The sequence below is a fragment of the Rhizobium sp. BR 315 genome, from assembly GCF_050577975.1.
Classification (GTDB): domain Bacteria; phylum Pseudomonadota; class Alphaproteobacteria; order Rhizobiales; family Rhizobiaceae; genus Rhizobium; species Rhizobium miluonense.
This window is the reverse complement of the sequence record NZ_JARWKZ010000005.1, coordinates 261,728-278,146: the sequence shown is the minus strand read 5'-3', so window position 1 is coordinate 278,146 and position 16,419 is coordinate 261,728. Positions and strand designations below refer to the sequence as shown.

The window sequence follows — 16,419 nt, the reverse complement described above, 5'->3', positions numbered from 1 at the left end:
CCGATGAACAGCGCCTTGAACATCAATGTCGGATCGAGCGGCGGCCGGCCGTTGTCGGCGCAATACAATCCCGCAACGCGATCATCGATGAAAGTAAAGTCGATCACCGCATCGATCTTGCGAAGCAGATGATCTCTCGGCACCAGGCTGTCGAGCGTCACCATCTCGAGAGCCGTCTGTTCGGCACAAGGTTTCTTCAACATGTCCCATTGAATCAAAAACCTCTGGCCAAAGCCAGAGGTTTGTCAGCAGTCTGAGCCCGCCAGAAATGGCGGGCTTTTTTGCATTCAGACTGCAGGCTTCAAGCTCATCAACTGATTCAAGCGCTTCGCAATTTGAGTCCGCCTGTCGGCGTAGGTCCTTGAAATTGGAATCAAAGGCCGAGCACCGTCAGCATGATGAAGGTGGCAAAGAGAATGAAATGGGTCATGCCTTCGATAGCGTTGGTTTCGCCGTCGTTGAGGTTGATGGCGGCGACTATCAGCGTGATCATCACCATAACGGTCTGCACCGGCGACATAGCCATCATGAAGGGTTGGCCGGTATAGAGCGCGATCGCCTCCATGACGGGCACGGTCAGAATGACTGTTGATAGTGAGGCGCCCAAGGCGATGTTCACCGTCGCCTGCATGCGGTTTCTGAGCGCGGCGCGCAAGGCCGTCAGAATTTCCGGTGCTGCGGAGATGGCGGCCACGACGATTGCGGCGATGGCGGGCGGCGCGCCCGTGCCTCTCAGGCCGGTATCCATGAAAGCGGACATGAATTCCGCCAGCACGCCGATCAGGACGACGCCGATCAGGATCGTCGCGATCGATGTCGTGGTGGGCTCTTCCGCGTGATGTTCCTCGGATGCCGAGAGCTTCTTTTCCGTGCGCGGATAGCTGTAGCTGAAGAAATAGCTGTGCCTGCCCACCTGCATGCGCAGGAACAGCGCGTAGAGCGCGATCATCGCGAAGATGGTGAAGGCGGAATAATAGTGCCATTTCACGCTGGGAATGAATTCCGGCACGATCATCGAGATGCCCATGGCGGTTAGGATCATCACGCCGTAGGTCCTGCTGGAATCGTCGTTATAGGGCTGTTCGCCATGCTTCAGCCCGCCGAGAAGCGCGGCGAGGCCGAGGATGCCGTTGATATCGAGCATGACAGCAGCGTAGATCGTGTCGCGTACGAGCGTCGGCGAGCTCTCGCCGCTCATCATGATGGCAAGGATGATGACTTCCACGGCGACGGCCGAGAGGGTCAGGATCATCGTGCCGTAGGGGTCTCCGACTTTCACAGCAAGCGTCTCTGCATGGTGAGCAACGCGCATGGAGACCAATACAATCGTTGCGATCAATGCCGCTGCCGCGGCCATCGATGCCGCCTGTCCCATTTCCAGTATGGAATGCTCGCCAGCATAGGTAACGACCGCAATCGCCACTGCCACCAAGAGGGCTTTTTCCTGCCTGAACCAGTTTGCCGTAATCACTTTCCCCACCTTCATGCCGATTCACGGTTGCACTCTAAATCAATGATTTCGCACATCAAGCGTGCAATGGCAGAGCACGATTTGCAGTCTGTGTCGTTTAATGGAATACTGCGTGAATAGGTGTCTGCCCAACCCACAAACGTCGCGGCATACTCGAAATCCGTCTCAGATGCACGCGACCTTGCCGGTAACATCCGGACCCAAAGGTCTTGGCAGATGAGAAGGAGGTTTGAATGGTCAAGGTCGTTTACGAAATCGTGCCGCATGACGGTGGATGGGCTTATCGTTTCCGTGATGTTTATTCGGAAGCGTTTCCGACACATTCCGAGGCGGTGGAGGCAGCCAGGATCGTGGCGGCCGAACAGCAGGTCGAAGGCGACTCGGCCGAAATCAGCTGGCAGGACGAGAGCGGCAAATGGCATGAGGAATATGCCGATGGCGGCGACCGACCGGAAACGGAAGTCATCGATGGCCAGGTGCATTTCCCGCCGATCGACACGGCTCCCGGCGCATGAAGCGCGTCGCGATCGTTCAGACTCGCGTCTTGGGGGCTTAGGTCTTTGATCTCTTGCGTGCCGTTGTCGCAAAGCCGCCGCATGTTTTTGCGTGGCATGTTTTAGGCCCGCCTTGGCCGATTGTCTTTTCGATGATCGCATTGGCGAAATGACGCTTCTCGGCGAGGCCGGGAATGGGTGTTCTGCTGATATGCTCCATCGTCATGAGGTAGGGCCTGAGCAATTATGCGAGTTTTTCGCGGATGCGCTCGAAGTCCACGGGCCAGCTTGTGTTATGCGGCACCGGCTCCGCCGCTCCAGCGATCATGATCGATCCTCCGTTTCGCTTCCCCTGACATAGTCCAGCAATCCCGTAACGAGAGCGTCGAACGTCACGCGGCAACGCGGAGACGTCTTGAGGTTCTCGTGCATGACGACCCAAGTGTCGATCGCTACCTCGACTTCGGGCAGCAGGTGTACGAGGTTTGCGTCGCGTCTCGCCAAAGGCGTTTGATAGAAGCCGATGCCGATGCCTGCGCGCAGGGCATTCTGCAGGGCGGTGCTGTGATCGGAGCGAAAGCTGAGACGGACGCCGTCGAGGAACGGGTAACGTTTCATCATCATTCTGATGTAGGCCGTCTGACGATCGAAGCCGATCAGCTTATGCAGGCGCAGTTGCTCGACCGTTTCCGGCTTGCCGTGTCGTCCGATATAGCTTCGATGGGCGAAGAGGCCGAGGGAGATGACACCGATATGCCGGGCCAGCAAGGCTTCTTGCGCCGGCGCGACCATGCGCACGGCAATATCGGCCTCGCGCTGCAGCAGATCCTCCACCGCATCCGAAGCCGATAATTCCACGACCAGTTCGGGATATTTAACCTGCAGGTCAGCGAGGATCGGCGGCAACACTTCTGTTCCGATGACTTCACTGGCGCTGATGCGCACCGTACCGCTGACCTTGTCCTTCGAACCGGAGGCCGCCCGCAGCAGGGCAGCGGTCGTGCTCGCCAGGGTCTCGGCATAGGGTTTCAGGACGAGGGCGGCATCGGTCGGCAGCAGGCCCTGTTGCGAACGGGTGAACAGTTCGGCCCCGACAGATTCCTCCAATGCATCAATATGCCGGCCGACCGTCGGCTGAGTCAGCCCGAGTTCACGGGCTGCCGCCGACAGTGAGCCGTGTTCGAGCACGGCGAGAAAGGTGCGGTAGAAATCCCAACTTGGTTCAGATGATGATGTCATACATTTATGTATACCATCTGCAGATTTTTTGGCAATTTCGTTTATCGCGATCACTAGGCATAGTCAGTCCGTCGAACCCGATGGAGATGACCATGAGCAACCAGGCAGAACATGCAAAAACAGCTTTGATACTCGGTGCGACCGGCGGCATTGGTGGTGCCGTTGCTCAGGGGCTTGCCCTTCGCGGCTGGCGCATTAGAGCTTTGGGGCGTAATGCTGCCGAAGCCTCTCGCCGCCAGCCTTACTTTGATTGGGTTCAGGGCGACGCCATGCAGGCCGAGGATGTCCTGAAGGCAGCCGACGGAGCAGATGTCATCGTGCATGCGGTCAACCCGCCCGGCTACCGCAACTGGGGGCAGCTCGTGTTGCCGATGCTGGACAATACGATCGCGGCGGCAAAGGCGGTCGGTGCGCGGATCGTGCTGCCGGGTACGGTCTATAATTTCGGCCCCGATGTCTTTCCCAATGTCACCGAGGATAGCGCACAGCGGCCGAAGACCCGCAAAGGCGCCATCCGCGTGCAGATGGAACGGCGCCTGAAAGCGGCCGCGGAGCAGGATGGCACGCCTGTTATCATCGTTCGTGCCGGAGATTTCTTCGGCGGCTCCCGCGCCAACAGCTGGTTCTCGCAGGCCATGGTAACGCCGGGCAAGTTGATCAGCTCGGTGACCTATCCCGGCAAGCGTGGCGTCGGCCATCAATGGGCTTATCTGCCTGACGTTGCCGAGACGATGATCCGGCTGATCGAGAAAGGCGATGAACTGCCGGTCTTCGCCGCATATCACATGCGCGGCCATTGGGACGGAGATGGCACCCGAATGATCGATGCCGTGCGGCGCGCGCTCGGACGTTCGATCAAGGTCAAGGCGTTTCCCTGGTGGATCGTGCCTTTGGCAGCCCCCTTCGTTCCCTTCATGCGCGAACTGCGGGAGATGAGCTATCTTTGGGACGTGCCGTTGGAAATGAGAAACGACAAGCTGCTGGCTGCACTCGGTGAGGAGCCGCATACGCCGATGGACGAGGCGGTGAGGGCAAGTCTTGCAGCAATCGGCTGCCTGCCGGCGGCATGAGCCGCTGGTCAGGCATTGAGTTCGGCAAAGGCAATGCCTGCGACGGTGAGATCGGAATCCGCATTCTTCGTATCGCCGTCGCTCAGAAACCATGCTGCCGAAAGGCCAGCATAGGCGATGATCCATTGCAGCAGGCGTTTCGGCTCAAGGCCTGCTTCAGCGCAGACGATCGGCAATTGCCGCTGCAGGCGGCCCGGCTTGATGACGGTGGGCAGCTCGGGATTGCAGAAGATATTGGCAAAATCGAAACCGCGCTCGCCATGGACCCGCTTGGGATCGATGGCGAGCCAGCCGCGGGAGCCGAAGTCGAGAATGTTCTCGTGGTGGATATCGCCGTGCAATACGGTCTGGTCGCGCTGATCTGCGAGCAGGTGCTGGGCGACCTCCGAGCAGGCGGCAAGCATGCCGCCATGGATGCGGGCCGCTGGTTCGAGTTCCCGGAACCAGCGATCCAGAGGCACCAGATCCGATGGCAGCGGCTTCGCCCTCGGGGAATGCAGCCTCGCCGCTGTGCGGCACATGATCCGGCTTGCCTCGTCGTCCTCGCCTTCCATCGCCATGGTGAGCAGCGCGCCTTCCCCGGTCGCGCGCTCCATAAGGGCAGCAGCGTCGTCATGCTCGTAGACGAAAGCTGTGCCGTCGCCGTCCCACCAGCGCAACACGCGATTGCCGAACTTCTCATCGACATCCAAAGCGATCTTGAGCATGGCGGCTTTGCCTCGCCAGAGGACGGGCAGCAGATGGCTGGAATGGGTGATGATGGGGTCACCGTCCGGCATCAGCGACCAACTGTCGACATAAGGATCAAACATGTTTCGGCTTTATTGCTGGTCGGGATGGGCGCTTGAAGCGCATATGCCAATTAATTCGGTTGTGCCTTGCCGATTTTCAACTACCTGAACAGAGAAACCCCGCAACATTTCGTTGCGGGGCTTTTTTGTCGGCATTGCAGCCAGCGCCTGGTGCATGGCTGCTGGTGACGAGATCCGTCTCGGCAGGGGCTTAAGCAGCTTCGTCCAGCGTCGGATAATCGGCATAGCCCTTGGCGCCTCCGCCATAGAGCGTTGCCTGATCCCATTGGGCCAGCGGCGCGTCTTCCTCCAGGCGGCGGACGAAATCCGGGTTGGAGATGAAGGGCTTGCCGAAAGCGACGACATCGGCCTTGCCGCTTTCGACGGCTTCGATCGCCATCTCGCGGGTATAGGCGTTGTTCACCATCCAGCCGGCCTTGCCGCCTGCGGCCTTATAGGCTGCATGCAGGGCTTCATAGTCGAACGGCAGGAAGTCGCGCTTGCCGCCGGTCTGGCCTTCGACGACATGGATATAGGCGAGGCCGTACTTCGCCAGGCCTTCGACGACATAGGTGAACAGCGGCTGCGGAGCTGCGTCGCTGGCATCGCCGGATGGCGTGACCGGCGAAATGCGGATTGCCGTGCGGCCCGCACCGATTTCCTTGGTAATGGCATCGACCACCTCGAAGAGGAAGCGGGCGCGATTTTCGATCGAGCCGCCATACTGGTCGGTACGATCATTGACATCGCTGCGCAGGAACTGATCGAGCAAGTAGCCGTTGGCGCCGTGGATCTCGATGCCATCGAAGCCGGCGTCGATCGCAGCGCGGGCGGCCTTGCGATAGTCCTCGACGATGCCGGGGATTTCCGAGGTTTCGAGCGCGCGCGGTTCGGAGACGTCTGCAAAGCCGCCGGTGCCGTCGCTGTTGACCAGATAGGTCTTCGAATTCTCAGCGCGCTTGGAGGTCGAGGATACCGGCTTGCCGCCGTTCGGCTGCAGGGTGGTGTGAGAGATGCGGCCGACATGCCACATCTGTACGGCGATCTTGCCGCCATTGGCGTGCACGGCGTCCGTCACCTTCTTCCAGCCGTCGAGCGCCTCCTTGGTGTAGAGGCCCGGTACGTTGGCATAGCCCTGACCCTGATGGGTGATTGCGGTCGCTTCCGTAATGATCAGGCCGGCGGTGGCGCGCTGAGCATAGTACTTGACGTTCAGCTCGTTCGGCACGGCATTCGGGGAGCGATTGCGTGTCAGCGGTGCCATGACGATGCGGTTGGCAAGCGAGATGTCGCCTAGCTTCGTCGGTTCGAACAGTTTGGTCATGGTTCGTCCTTTCTTTGGGGGCGGGAGGAGGAGAGGAGAGGGATCAGGAGAAGGCGAGGGCCTCATCCTTGGGATGTGAGGTGGCGAAGGAGCTGAGTGCGAGAACGAGGCGTGCAAGAGGCATGTTCAGAGTTCCTTCTGCATGGCTTCGAGGAATGCCGCGATGGTCTCCTCGTTGCGCTTGTAGAAAATCCACTGACCCAGGCGCCTCGTCGTCACCAGGCCGGCCCGGTGTAACGTGCTGAGATGGGCCGACACTGTGGATTGCGACAGGCCGCAGCGCTCGAACTGACTGGCACAAACGCCAAGCTCCAGCGGATGTTCCTGTGTCGGGAAGTGGGTCTGCGGATCCTTGAGGTGGTTCAGGATTTCGAGCCTTGCCGGGTGGGCCAGGGCTTTGAGGATTTCGCTCTTGTCCATGATCTTCACTGGATGAATATCGAATAATTGCGATTTATGTATCGATGTTTTTCGATATATCAAGACCGGCGCAAAATATTATTTTCTGCATGACAGACAGTAAGCGTGCTTAGAAAATAGGCAAAAAAAGAGGGCCACCGGTATAAACCAGGGCCCTTATAGGTGTGAAGGTCAAAACCTCCAGAGGGGAACAGCCAATGCGGTGGAACTGGGAGGAAAAGCCACCGTGTGCATCAGCTGTGTGCGTTATGATGCTAATTTGTGCAGTGCGCAATGCTTTTTTGTGCATGGCAGTTATGCGTTTGGAGGGTTGGCTGAAAAAGGGCAAAAAAAAGGGCCGCCGGAGTAAACCAGGGCCCTATAGGTATGAAGGTTAAAAACCTCCAGAGGGGAACAGCCAATGCGGTGGAACTGGGAGGAAAAGCCACCGTGTGCATCAGCTGAGTGCGATATGGTAGTTAAATAGGCAGGCTTCAACTCTGCTTTGTGCATATCAGCTATGCATTATGTGCGCGGCTGATATATTTGGCGCAAAAACAGTTTATTATTAGTGGCTTATCTTTGTCTAGAAGTTCCAGTTACGGGCCTTCGCCACAATGAAATCACGAAAAACCTTGAGCTTTGCTGCGTTTTTCATCTCGTCAGGGTAGCAGAAATACGTGTCGAAGGACGGCACGTCCGCGTTGATCGCAAGCTGGATGAGTCCCGGGTCGCGGCCGACGATGTAGTCGGGCAACACTGCTATGCCGATGCCGAGCAAACAGGCGCGCTTGATCGAGGTCTGACTGTTGATCTGCAGATGCGGTATGCGCTTGTTGTCGGACGACCTGCCGGCAATCTCAAGCCAATTGACATCGAGCAGGTAGTTCGGTGCCGGCTCACCAAAGCTGATGATGCGATGCTCGTCCAGATCCTCCACCGATTGCGGCTCGCCATGGCGATTGATGTAGGAGGGGGCCGCATAGACGTGCATATGCACGGTGAAGAGCTTGCGCTGGATCAGGTCCGATTGCTGCGGCTGCCGCAGACGAATGGCGCAGTCTGCGTGGCGCATGTTCACGTCCAGCTCCTCGTTGTCGAGGATGAGCTGGATCTGCATATCCGGATAGAGCTGCAGGAATTCCTGGATCTTGTCGGTCAGCCAGCCCTGGCCGAGACCGACGGTCGTCGTCACGCGTAGCTTGCCGCTCGGCTTGTCGGTCGTTTCGGTCAATTGCATCTTGACCGTTTCGAGCTTCAGCAGAACGTCATGGGCGGTGCGATAAAGCAGCTCGCCCTGTTCGGTCAGGATCAGCCCGCGCGCATGGCGATGGAAAAGCTTGATGCCGACATCCTGCTCGAGAGCGCTGACCTGTCGGCTGATGGCGGATTGGGATAGATGCAATTTATCCGCCGCATGCGTGAACGAGCCCGCTTCGGCAGCTGCGTGAAAAATACGCAGCTTGTCCCAATCCAATGGCATGCCGCTTCCCCTCATCGGCTGCATCACTCCGCAGCCACGGCGACGGGCATATGCCCGGTCAAGTAGCGTTCCGCCTCAAGCGCCGCCATGCAGCCCATCCCCGCTGCCGTGATCGCCTGCCGGAACGTATCGTCGGTCACATCGCCGGCAGCATAGATGCCGTCGACGCTGGTCGCGGTCGAATCGGCGGCGGTCCAGAGATAGCCATTATCCTTGAGCTTCAACTTGCCCTTGAAGAGTTCGGTCGCCGGCGCATGGCCGATGGCGACGAAAACACCGTCGATCGGCATGTCCGTGATGGTGCCGGTGCGTGCATCGCGCAGGCGGGCGCCGGTGACCGATGGCGGCATCGGCGGCTTGGCCGGCGCGCCGGTGATCTCGGCAACTTCGGTGTTCCAGAGAACCTTGACGTTTGCCTTGGCGAACAGGCGTTCCTGCAGGATCTTTTCCGAGCGGAAGGTATCGCGGCGATGCACTACGGTCACCGACTTGGCGATATTAGACAAATAGAGCGCTTCCTCAACGGCGCTGTTGCCGCCGCCGACCACTATCACATCCTTGTTGCGATAGAAGAAGCCGTCGCAGGTGGCGCAGGCGGAAACGCCGAAGCCCTGAAAATGCTGTTCGCTCTCGATGCCCAGCCACTTCGCCTTGGCGCCGGTGGCGATGATGAGCGTATCGGCGGTCCAGACCTGGCCGCTGTCGGTGCGGGCGACGAAGGGGCGCTGATTGGTATCGACTTCGGTCACGAGATCATTGACGATCTCGGCGCCGACATGCTGGGCCTGCTGCAGCATCTGCTCCATCAGCCATGGACCCTGAATGGGATCGGCAAAGCCCGGATAGTTTTCAACATCCGTCGTGATCATCAACTGGCCGCCCTGTTCCATACCGGCGATCAGAACCGGCTGCAGCATCGCGCGCGCGGCATAAACAGCGGCGGTATAGCCGGCTGGGCCGGAGCCGATGATGAGTACCTTCGTGTGGCGGGCAGGCATAGTCAGTCCTTTCAATTCAGCGAACGGGAAACCGTGGCTTCAAACGCGCAAAGCAGGCGATTTCGCGATCCGCCGCTACATTTATGATTGCCTTATGCATTTATTCAAGGGCAGCCTTGCATTACTAACAGAGCAAATCTGCTTTGTGTAAGAATCGGTTACCCCAGAGAAACTTTCTTGCGAATTTTCGTGCCTTATATAGAAGCTGGCGAGGGGGAATTAAAGAAAGGCGATGAAAGTGCTTCGCGCTGAGCTCGATGCCATCGATATCAAGATTCTGCGGGAACTCCAGCGGGACGGACGCATGACCAACGTCGAACTCGCGGATCGGGTTGGCATTTCCGCGCCGCCATGCCTTCGCCGGGTGCGCAAGCTTGAGGAAGCCGGCGTTATCGAAGGCTATCACGCCATGTTGAACAGCCCGAAGCTGGGCTTCGATCTCGTGGCGTTCTGCATGGTCGGCCTCAAGCACCAGTCGGAAGCCAATCTCAAGGCTTTCGCCAGCGCGACAGCGGCGTGGCCGCTGGTGCGGCAGGCATGGATGGTCTCCGGCGACAGCGATTTTCTGCTACACTGCGTCGCAGAGAATCTCACCCGATTCCAGGATTTCGTCATCGAGGTTCTGACGGCAAACGAGCATGTCGATACGGTGCGCACGATGTTGACTATCCGACAAGTCAAGAAGCTGGGTTTGGTAGAGCTCTAGGCAGATGACGCACCGGCCCTGGCATCGATCGCTGATCAAGTCCGGCACACGTGTGTTCTTGGGCGGCTCGCTGGCCCATGTCCAAGATTGGTTTCCCGGACTGAGCATCGTTCGCAAAGAGGATAGGGGCTACGTGCGCTATCGCGGCGCCAAGGTTGCCAGTCTTGTCGGAATGGACCGGTTGCGCGAACAGTCCGGCGAGATGATCTATATTGTCGGCTCAGGACCGTCCATTCGCGATTGCGATCTCAGCGGCGTCGAATCCGGTACTGCTATCCTTCTGAACGGCGCGATAAGGCTGGCAGGGGAGCGGATCGGCGAACCGCTGGCAGTTGCAATCGAAGACGAACGTTTCGTCTGGCGACACAACCATATGATGCGCGAGAAGATCGCCCCCGGTTCGCTCTGTCTATTTTCCGTTTCCGTGTTGCGTGCGCTTTGCGAGATCGACAGAGGCTGGCTGGGGGACAAGACGGTCATTTTGATCGATGACATCCGCCGGCCTTATGGCGCTCGGCGCCGCTCGCTCGAAGACCTCAAGAAGCTTCCATATGTGCAGATGGACGCGGCGGGTTCCACTGGTCTTTCGCTCGTGCCGGATCGCGGCGTTTTCGTTGGTGGGTCCGTCGCGGTATCGACGCTGCAATTTGCCTTATATTGCGCGCATCGAACGATCGGTTTTCTGGGCATCGATATCTCGAACGCCCGGGAGCCTCGTTTCTACGAAACCAGCGGGAATACCGCTTTCTCAGGCATTGCGCGGGCCGAGGGGCGTATCGTCGAGCATTTTGTGCTCGCCCGTAAAATGGCTGTCGAGCGTGGCGTTTCGCTCGTCAACTATTCGCCGGTTTCGGCGTTGTTGAAATATGATTTCGGCTACGATGACAGGTTCGCGCTGAGGGCGTGATGCATGCTGCTTGACCTCGGCGTCAACCTGCTGCTTCAGCGGTTTGTGGCAAGCAGCTGCCGATAGACGTCTCCGATGGCAGTCGCTTCCTTTTCCAAGGCAAATTCGCTGCGCACATGGCGGACGGCATTGTCACCCTGGCGCAGTGCTTCCTCGGGATTGGCCAGGTAGAAGCCGATAGCTCTGGTCAGGGCTTCACCGTCCCCAGCAGGGACGATGGCGCCGGTTTCACCCGGAACGATCATCTCCGCATAGGCACCGGCATCGGAAGCGACGACTGCGGTGCGCGACGCCATGGCTTCGAGCGGCGTCAGCCCGAAACCTTCGTTGCGGGAAGGGGCGACGTAAAGGGTCGCGCGGCGATACCACGGCTTGATGTCATCGACTTCGCCCATAAAGCGGATGCGGTCGGAAAGGCCGGCGGCGGTGACCATTTTTTCCAGTTCTTCGCCGAAGCCGCGATGTTCAGCCGTGACCCGGCCGCAGACAATCGCCGTCCAATCCGGATAGCGCGGCAGAAGCTCTATCATCGCCTTGACGAAAAGATCGGTGCCTTTTTGATGCCGGACACGACCGAAGCAACCGATCAAATAGGTGCCGGGTAGGCCGGTGGCGGCCATCCGATCGTCAGGGGTTTCCGGCGGATGAAAGCGATTGAGATCGACGCCATGCTGAATGACAGTGTGCGGCACCAGCAAGAAACTGCCGGAGCGCGTGCTGGTGGCGATGACGGCGTCCATATGGCGGATGAGCCAGCGCGTATAGGCGCTGTGGTGTCGCTGCGCCGCCGAAGTGAAGACCAGCTTCAGGGGCATGCGCAGGACGGAGCGCAGCAGCAGGCCAACCAGCATCTCGTTGTTGCGGCGGGCGTGCCAGACGCGCTTGCGATGCCGGCGGGGCTTTACCCAGAGGCCTGGGAGCCTGCGCCAGCCGAGCTTGGGCAGATCCTCCGGCAGGCCGGGGCCGAGCGTAGCTATATGATAGCCAAGCTCGATCTGCTTGGGGATGAGCTGTACGATCGTCGAGGTAACGCCGGACAACCGGCGTTTGAAATTCGTCGCGATGATCTCGATCTCGCGGAGATCGGAGGCATGCGCTGAATCACGATCGCGCACCGGCAATCAGCCCCAGGTGATGGAGAGGATTTCGTACGCCTTGGCGCCGCCTGGCGCATTGACCTCGATGGAATCGCCGACTTCCTTGCCGATGAGAGCGCGTGCGATCGGCGAGGAGATGGAAATACGGCCGGCCTTCACGTCGGCTTCCTGATCGCCGACGATCTGATAGATCTTTTCTTCCTCGGTATCTTCGTCGACGAGCTTCACCTTGGCGCCGAACTTGATCTTCGAGCCAGACATCTTGGTGAGGTCGATGACTTCGGCGCGTGCTGTCAGGTCTTCCAGCTCGCCGATGCGGCCTTCATTGTGGCTCTGTGCTTCCTTGGCGGCATGGTACTCGGCGTTTTCGGAGAGATCGCCATGGGCGCGAGCTTCCGCAATTGCCTCGATGATTCGCGGGCGCTCTTCCTGCTGACGCCAGCGCAGTTCTTCCTGCAGCTTGACGAACCCGTTCTGCGTCATCGGTACCTTTTCAACCATTTTCCTTATCCTTCAGTCCCTGCGCTGCTCTTCCGCACACACAAAAGAAAACAGGTTCCGAAGGGGTGCTTCGGAACCAGTAGAGCCATCATTTTGTCATCTATAGCAGATTGCGACAGCCGATTTCCAGAAGATTCGATGCTCAAAAGAGTGCTGCTCCCCACTCGCTTCCGTTGAAGCCAGATCGCCTGTTCTTGGTGAGGGGGTGGCACTCATGATCGTCGTACTGGCCTCATGAAGCCGCGGCGGATGTGAGCCGGCTATCGCTGCTCACATCCGTCCCGACAAATCCCACCTATTAGAAGTAGTTCTGTAGGGGCTGAACCTCGAGGTTTCCGGCCTTCAGCGCCTTGATCGCCATGGCTGCGGCTTCGGCACCGGCCATCGTGGTGTAGTAGGGTACCTTCTGCATCAGCGTCGCCCGGCGAAGAGATTTCGAATCCGAGATCGCTTTATTGCTGTCGGTCGTGTTGATAACGAGCTGGACCTGGCGGTTGCGGATGGCGTCCTCGATATGCGGACGTCCCTCAAGCACCTTGTTGATCTTGGTGGCCTCGATGCCGTTTTCGGCGAGGAAGCGCTGAGTTCCGCCGGTTGCGAGTACCTTGAAGCCCAGTTCCGCCAGCATGCGGATGGCGGGCAGGACACGCGGCTTGTCGTCGTCGCGGACCGAAACGAAGACCGTCCCGTCACGCGGCAGTTCGACGCCGGCGCCGAGCTGCGACTTGGCGAAGGCCAGCGCAAAATCGGTATCCAGGCCGATGACTTCGCCGGTCGAGCGCATTTCCGGTCCGAGCAGAATGTCGACGCCGGGGAAGCGCGCGAAGGGGAAGACGGCTTCCTTGACGGCAATGTGCTTCAGCTTGCGCGGATCCGGCTTTTCACCGTAGGCGGCAAAGGTCGCATCCAGCTTTTCGCCGGCCATGACACGGGCGGCGATCTTGGCGATCGGCGCACCGATGGTCTTGGCGACGAAGGGCACCGTACGCGAGGCGCGCGGGTTGACTTCAAGCACGTAGACTGTGTCGTCCTTGATGGCGAACTGGACGTTCATCAGGCCGCCGACATTCAACGCCTTGGCCATGGCCTTTGCCTGGCGTTCCAGCTCATCGAGCATCGCAGGCGAGAGCGTGCGCGGCGGCAGCGAGCAGGCGGAGTCGCCGGAGTGGATGCCGGCCTCTTCAATATGCTCCATGATGCCGGCGACGTAGACGTCGGTGCCGTCCGAGAGGCAGTCGACATCGACTTCGATGGCATTGGCGAGGTAGCTGTCGAACAGCAGCGGGTTCTTGCCGAGTAGCGTGTTGATCTGGCCGGTTTTGTCGTTCGGATAGCGCTGCTTGATGTCTTCCGGCACCAGCTCGGGAACCGTGTCGAGCAGATAAGTCTGGAGCTGGCCTTCCGAATGGAGGATCTGCATGGCACGGCCGCCGAGAACGTAGGACGGGCGCACGACCAGCGGGAAGCCGATTTCGGAGGCGACGAGGCGTGCCTGCTCGACCGAATAGGCGATACCGTTGTTCGGCTGATTGAGGTCGAGCTTCATCAAGAGCTTCTGGAAGCGGTCGCGGTCCTCGGCAAGGTCGATCGCGTCCGGTGCGGTGCCGAGGATCGGGATGCCGTTCTTTTCCAGAGCTTCGGCCAGCTTCAGCGGAGTCTGACCGCCGAACTGGACGATGACGCCGACCACTTCGCCATTTTGCTGCTCGATCTTCAGGATTTCAATCACGTCTTCGGCCGTCAGCGGCTCGAAATAGAGCCGGTCCGAGGTGTCGTAGTCGGTCGAAACCGTTTCCGGGTTGCAGTTGATCATGATGGCTTCATAGCCAGCATCCTTCAGCGCGAAGGCGGCATGGCAGCAGCAATAGTCGAACTCGATGCCCTGGCCGATACGGTTCGGGCCGCCGCCGAGAATGACGACCTTCTTGCGGTCGGAGACCTGGGCTTCGGAACGAGCGGCGCCGACGAAAGGCGTCTCGTAGGTCGAGTACATGTAAGCGGTCGGCGAGGCGAATTCGGCCGCGCAGGTGTCGATGCGCTTAAAGACCGGGCGTACGTTCAGCGAATTGCGGAGTTCGGCCACTTCTTTCGGGCGCTTGCCGGTCAAGGTCGCGAGGCGGGCGTCGGAGAAGCCCATGGCCTTCAGCATGCGCAGATTGACTTCGTCGGTCGGCAGGCCGTGCTCGCGGATGCGGGCTTCCATGTCGACGATGGCCTTGAATTGAGCGATGAACCAAGGGTCGATCTTGCAGCCTTCGTGCACCTCTTCCGGGCTCAAGCCAAGGCGCAGCGCCTGAGCGACCATGCGCAGGCGATCCGGCGTCGGCGTGCCGATGGCGGCGCGGATGGCGTTGCGGCTACCTTCGCCTTCCTCGGTGCCGGGAATTTCGATCTCGTCGAGGCCGGTCAGGCCAGTTTCCAGACCGCGCAGCGCCTTCTGCAGCGATTCGGCAAAGGTACGGCCGATCGCCATGACTTCTCCGACCGATTTCATCGCCGTGGTCAGAACCGGCGAGGCACCCGGGAATTTCTCGAAGGCGAAGCGCGGGATCTTGGTGACGACATAGTCGATCGACGGCTCGAAGGAGGCCGGGGTTGCGCCGCCGGTGATATCGTTTTCCAGTTCGTCCAGCGTGTAGCCGACGGCGAGCTTGGCCGCGACCTTGGCGATCGGGAAGCCGGTCGCCTTGGAGGCGAGGGCGGAGGAGCGCGACACGCGCGGGTTCATTTCGATGACGACGAGGCGGCCATCCTGCGGATTGACGGCGAACTGCACGTTAGAGCCGCCGGTTTCGACGCCGATCTCGCGCAGGACCGCGATCGAGGCGTTACGCATGATCTGGTATTCTTTGTCCGTCAGCGTCAGCGCCGGAGCGACGGTGATCGAGTCGCCGGTATGAACGCCCATCGGGTCGATGTTTTCGATGGAGCAGATGATGATGCAATTGTCCGCCTTGTCGCGGACGACCTCCATCTCGAATTCCTTCCAGCCGAGAACCGATTCTTCGATCAGCACTTCCGTGGTAGGGGAGGCATCGAGGCCGCCGCCGACGATCTCGAAGAATTCCGAGCGATTGTAGGCGATGCCGCCGCCGGTGCCGCCGAGCGTGAACGACGGGCGGATAATGGCGGGCAGGCCGACGTGATCGAGCGCCTGCGCGGCGACCGCGATGGCATGGCTCATGTAGCGCTGCTTGCGGTCGCTCTCGCCGAGGTTCCACTGGTTTTCCAGCGCGTCGAGCGCCTTGTCGAGTTCAGCGCCGGAGAGCGAAGCCTTGAGCTTGCTGCGCTCGGCCTCGTGGGTCTTGCGGTCGGCATCCTTGATGTCGGTGGCGTTCGCCAGCATCGAACGCGGCGTTTCCAGGCCGATACGGGCCATGGCTTCGCGGAAGAGGGCACGATCTTCGGCCATGTCGATGGCGGCGGGCTTGGCGCCGATCATCTCGACATTGTAGCGGTCGAGTACGCCCATGCGCTTCAGCGACAGCGCGGTGTTGAGTGCCGTCTGGCCGCCCATGGTCGGCAGCAGCGCATCCGGGCGCTCCTTGGCGATGATCTTGGCGACGACTTCAGGCGTGATCGGCTCGACATAGGTCGCATCCGCCAGGCCCGGGTCGGTCATGATCGTCGCCGGATTGGAGTTGACGAGGATGACGCGGTAGCCTTCCTCTCGGAGCGCCTTACAGGCCTGCGTGCCGGAATAGTCGAATTCGCAAGCCTGTCCGATGACGATCGGCCCTGCGCCGATGATGAGGATCGATTTGATATCTTGGCGCTTCGGCATGGGCTCACATCCGTTTTTTGTTGCGCGAAAAACCGGCCAGGGTGGGAGATCACCGGCCGGGGCGCATGGACAAGTCTTTTCAGGCTAGAAGCGGCTTATAGGCAAATGTATTTGCAAACGGAACCCCATAAATCGCGGAATCGACATGAATCCTG

14 protein-coding genes and 1 pseudogene are annotated in these 16,419 nt (G+C 59.7%); 4 read left to right on the top strand and 11 right to left on the bottom strand.

Translation table 11 applies throughout. The features are described from left to right. Together QD409_RS09035 and QD409_RS09030 are read right to left on the bottom strand one after the other, a co-directional pair. Positions 1-203 (bottom strand): annotated as a pseudogene (locus tag QD409_RS09035) (IS5/IS1182 family transposase); the annotation flags it as partial. 170 nt (positions 204-373) lie between these two features. Beyond that, the gene (locus QD409_RS09030) at positions 374-1,486 is read right to left on the bottom strand and encodes a calcium:proton antiporter (RefSeq protein ID WP_425348537.1); all 1,113 of its coding nucleotides are present in this window, start codon (positions 1,484-1,486) and stop codon (positions 374-376) included. Between the two features lie 218 nt (positions 1,487-1,704). On the opposite strand from QD409_RS09030, the gene QD409_RS09025 reads away from it, so the two are divergent. Next, positions 1,705-1,986: a DUF2188 domain-containing protein gene (locus tag QD409_RS09025; protein ID WP_092851067.1), complete on the top strand. Its 282-nt coding sequence runs from the start codon at positions 1,705-1,707 to the stop codon at positions 1,984-1,986. 303 nt (positions 1,987-2,289) lie between these two features. On the opposite strand, the gene QD409_RS09020 is transcribed toward QD409_RS09025, so the two are convergent. Next, positions 2,290-3,204, bottom strand: a complete 915-nt coding sequence (locus QD409_RS09020; protein ID WP_430762496.1) for a LysR family transcriptional regulator — start codon at positions 3,202-3,204, stop codon at positions 2,290-2,292. Positions 3,205-3,296: 92 nt separating this feature from the next. Between QD409_RS09020 and QD409_RS09015 the strand changes: the two genes are divergently transcribed. Continuing rightward, a complete protein-coding gene (locus tag QD409_RS09015; RefSeq protein WP_430762495.1) occupies positions 3,297-4,274 on the top strand; it encodes an NAD-dependent epimerase/dehydratase family protein in 978 nt (325 codons plus the stop codon). Between the two features lie 8 nt (positions 4,275-4,282). Here the strand turns inward: QD409_RS09015 and QD409_RS09010 are convergent, their stop codons facing one another. The 5 genes from QD409_RS09010 to trxB all read right to left on the bottom strand — a co-directional run bounded on the left by QD409_RS09010 (position 4,283) and on the right by trxB (position 9,269). Then, on the bottom strand, positions 4,283-5,086 hold the full coding sequence (locus QD409_RS09010) for an aminoglycoside phosphotransferase family protein (protein WP_430762494.1): 804 nt from the start codon (positions 5,084-5,086) through the stop codon (positions 4,283-4,285). Positions 5,087-5,276: 190 nt separating this feature from the next. Beyond that, a complete protein-coding gene (locus QD409_RS09005) occupies positions 5,277-6,389 on the bottom strand; it encodes an alkene reductase (RefSeq protein WP_430762493.1) in 1,113 nt (370 codons plus the stop codon). Positions 6,390-6,515: 126 nt separating this feature from the next. Beyond that, complete coding sequence (locus QD409_RS09000; RefSeq protein ID WP_092851100.1) at positions 6,516-6,809, bottom strand: ArsR/SmtB family transcription factor; 294 nt, start codon at positions 6,807-6,809, stop codon at positions 6,516-6,518. A 565-nt stretch (positions 6,810-7,374) separates the two neighbouring features. Continuing rightward, the gene (locus QD409_RS08995) at positions 7,375-8,271 is read right to left on the bottom strand and encodes a LysR family transcriptional regulator VtlR (protein WP_004116399.1); all 897 of its coding nucleotides are present in this window, start codon (positions 8,269-8,271) and stop codon (positions 7,375-7,377) included. Between the two features lie 23 nt (positions 8,272-8,294). Continuing rightward, complete coding sequence (gene trxB / locus QD409_RS08990) at positions 8,295-9,269, bottom strand: thioredoxin-disulfide reductase (RefSeq protein WP_430762492.1); 975 nt, start codon at positions 9,267-9,269, stop codon at positions 8,295-8,297. A gap of 238 nt (positions 9,270-9,507) precedes the next feature. On the opposite strand from trxB, the gene QD409_RS08985 reads away from it, so the two are divergent. Then, a complete protein-coding gene (locus tag QD409_RS08985; RefSeq protein ID WP_034476732.1) occupies positions 9,508-9,975 on the top strand; it encodes an Lrp/AsnC family transcriptional regulator in 468 nt (155 codons plus the stop codon). Positions 9,976-9,979: 4 nt separating this feature from the next. Continuing rightward, positions 9,980-10,882 carry a glycosyl transferase gene (locus tag QD409_RS08980; protein ID WP_430762491.1) on the top strand — a complete coding sequence of 301 codons (903 nt, stop codon included), beginning with the start codon at positions 9,980-9,982 and terminating at the stop codon, positions 10,880-10,882. 35 nt (positions 10,883-10,917) lie between these two features. Here the strand turns inward: QD409_RS08980 and QD409_RS08975 are convergent, their stop codons facing one another. The 3 genes from QD409_RS08975 to carB all read right to left on the bottom strand — a co-directional run bounded on the left by QD409_RS08975 (position 10,918) and on the right by carB (position 16,264). After that, a complete protein-coding gene (locus QD409_RS08975) occupies positions 10,918-11,997 on the bottom strand; it encodes a glycosyltransferase family 4 protein (RefSeq protein ID WP_430762490.1) in 1,080 nt (359 codons plus the stop codon). Between the two features lie 6 nt (positions 11,998-12,003). Then, a complete protein-coding gene (greA, locus tag QD409_RS08970; RefSeq protein WP_092851041.1) occupies positions 12,004-12,480 on the bottom strand; it encodes a transcription elongation factor GreA in 477 nt (158 codons plus the stop codon). A gap of 298 nt (positions 12,481-12,778) precedes the next feature. Further along, complete coding sequence (carB, locus tag QD409_RS08965; RefSeq protein WP_430762489.1) at positions 12,779-16,264, bottom strand: carbamoyl-phosphate synthase large subunit; 3,486 nt, start codon at positions 16,262-16,264, stop codon at positions 12,779-12,781. Positions 16,265-16,419 lie beyond the last annotated feature (155 nt).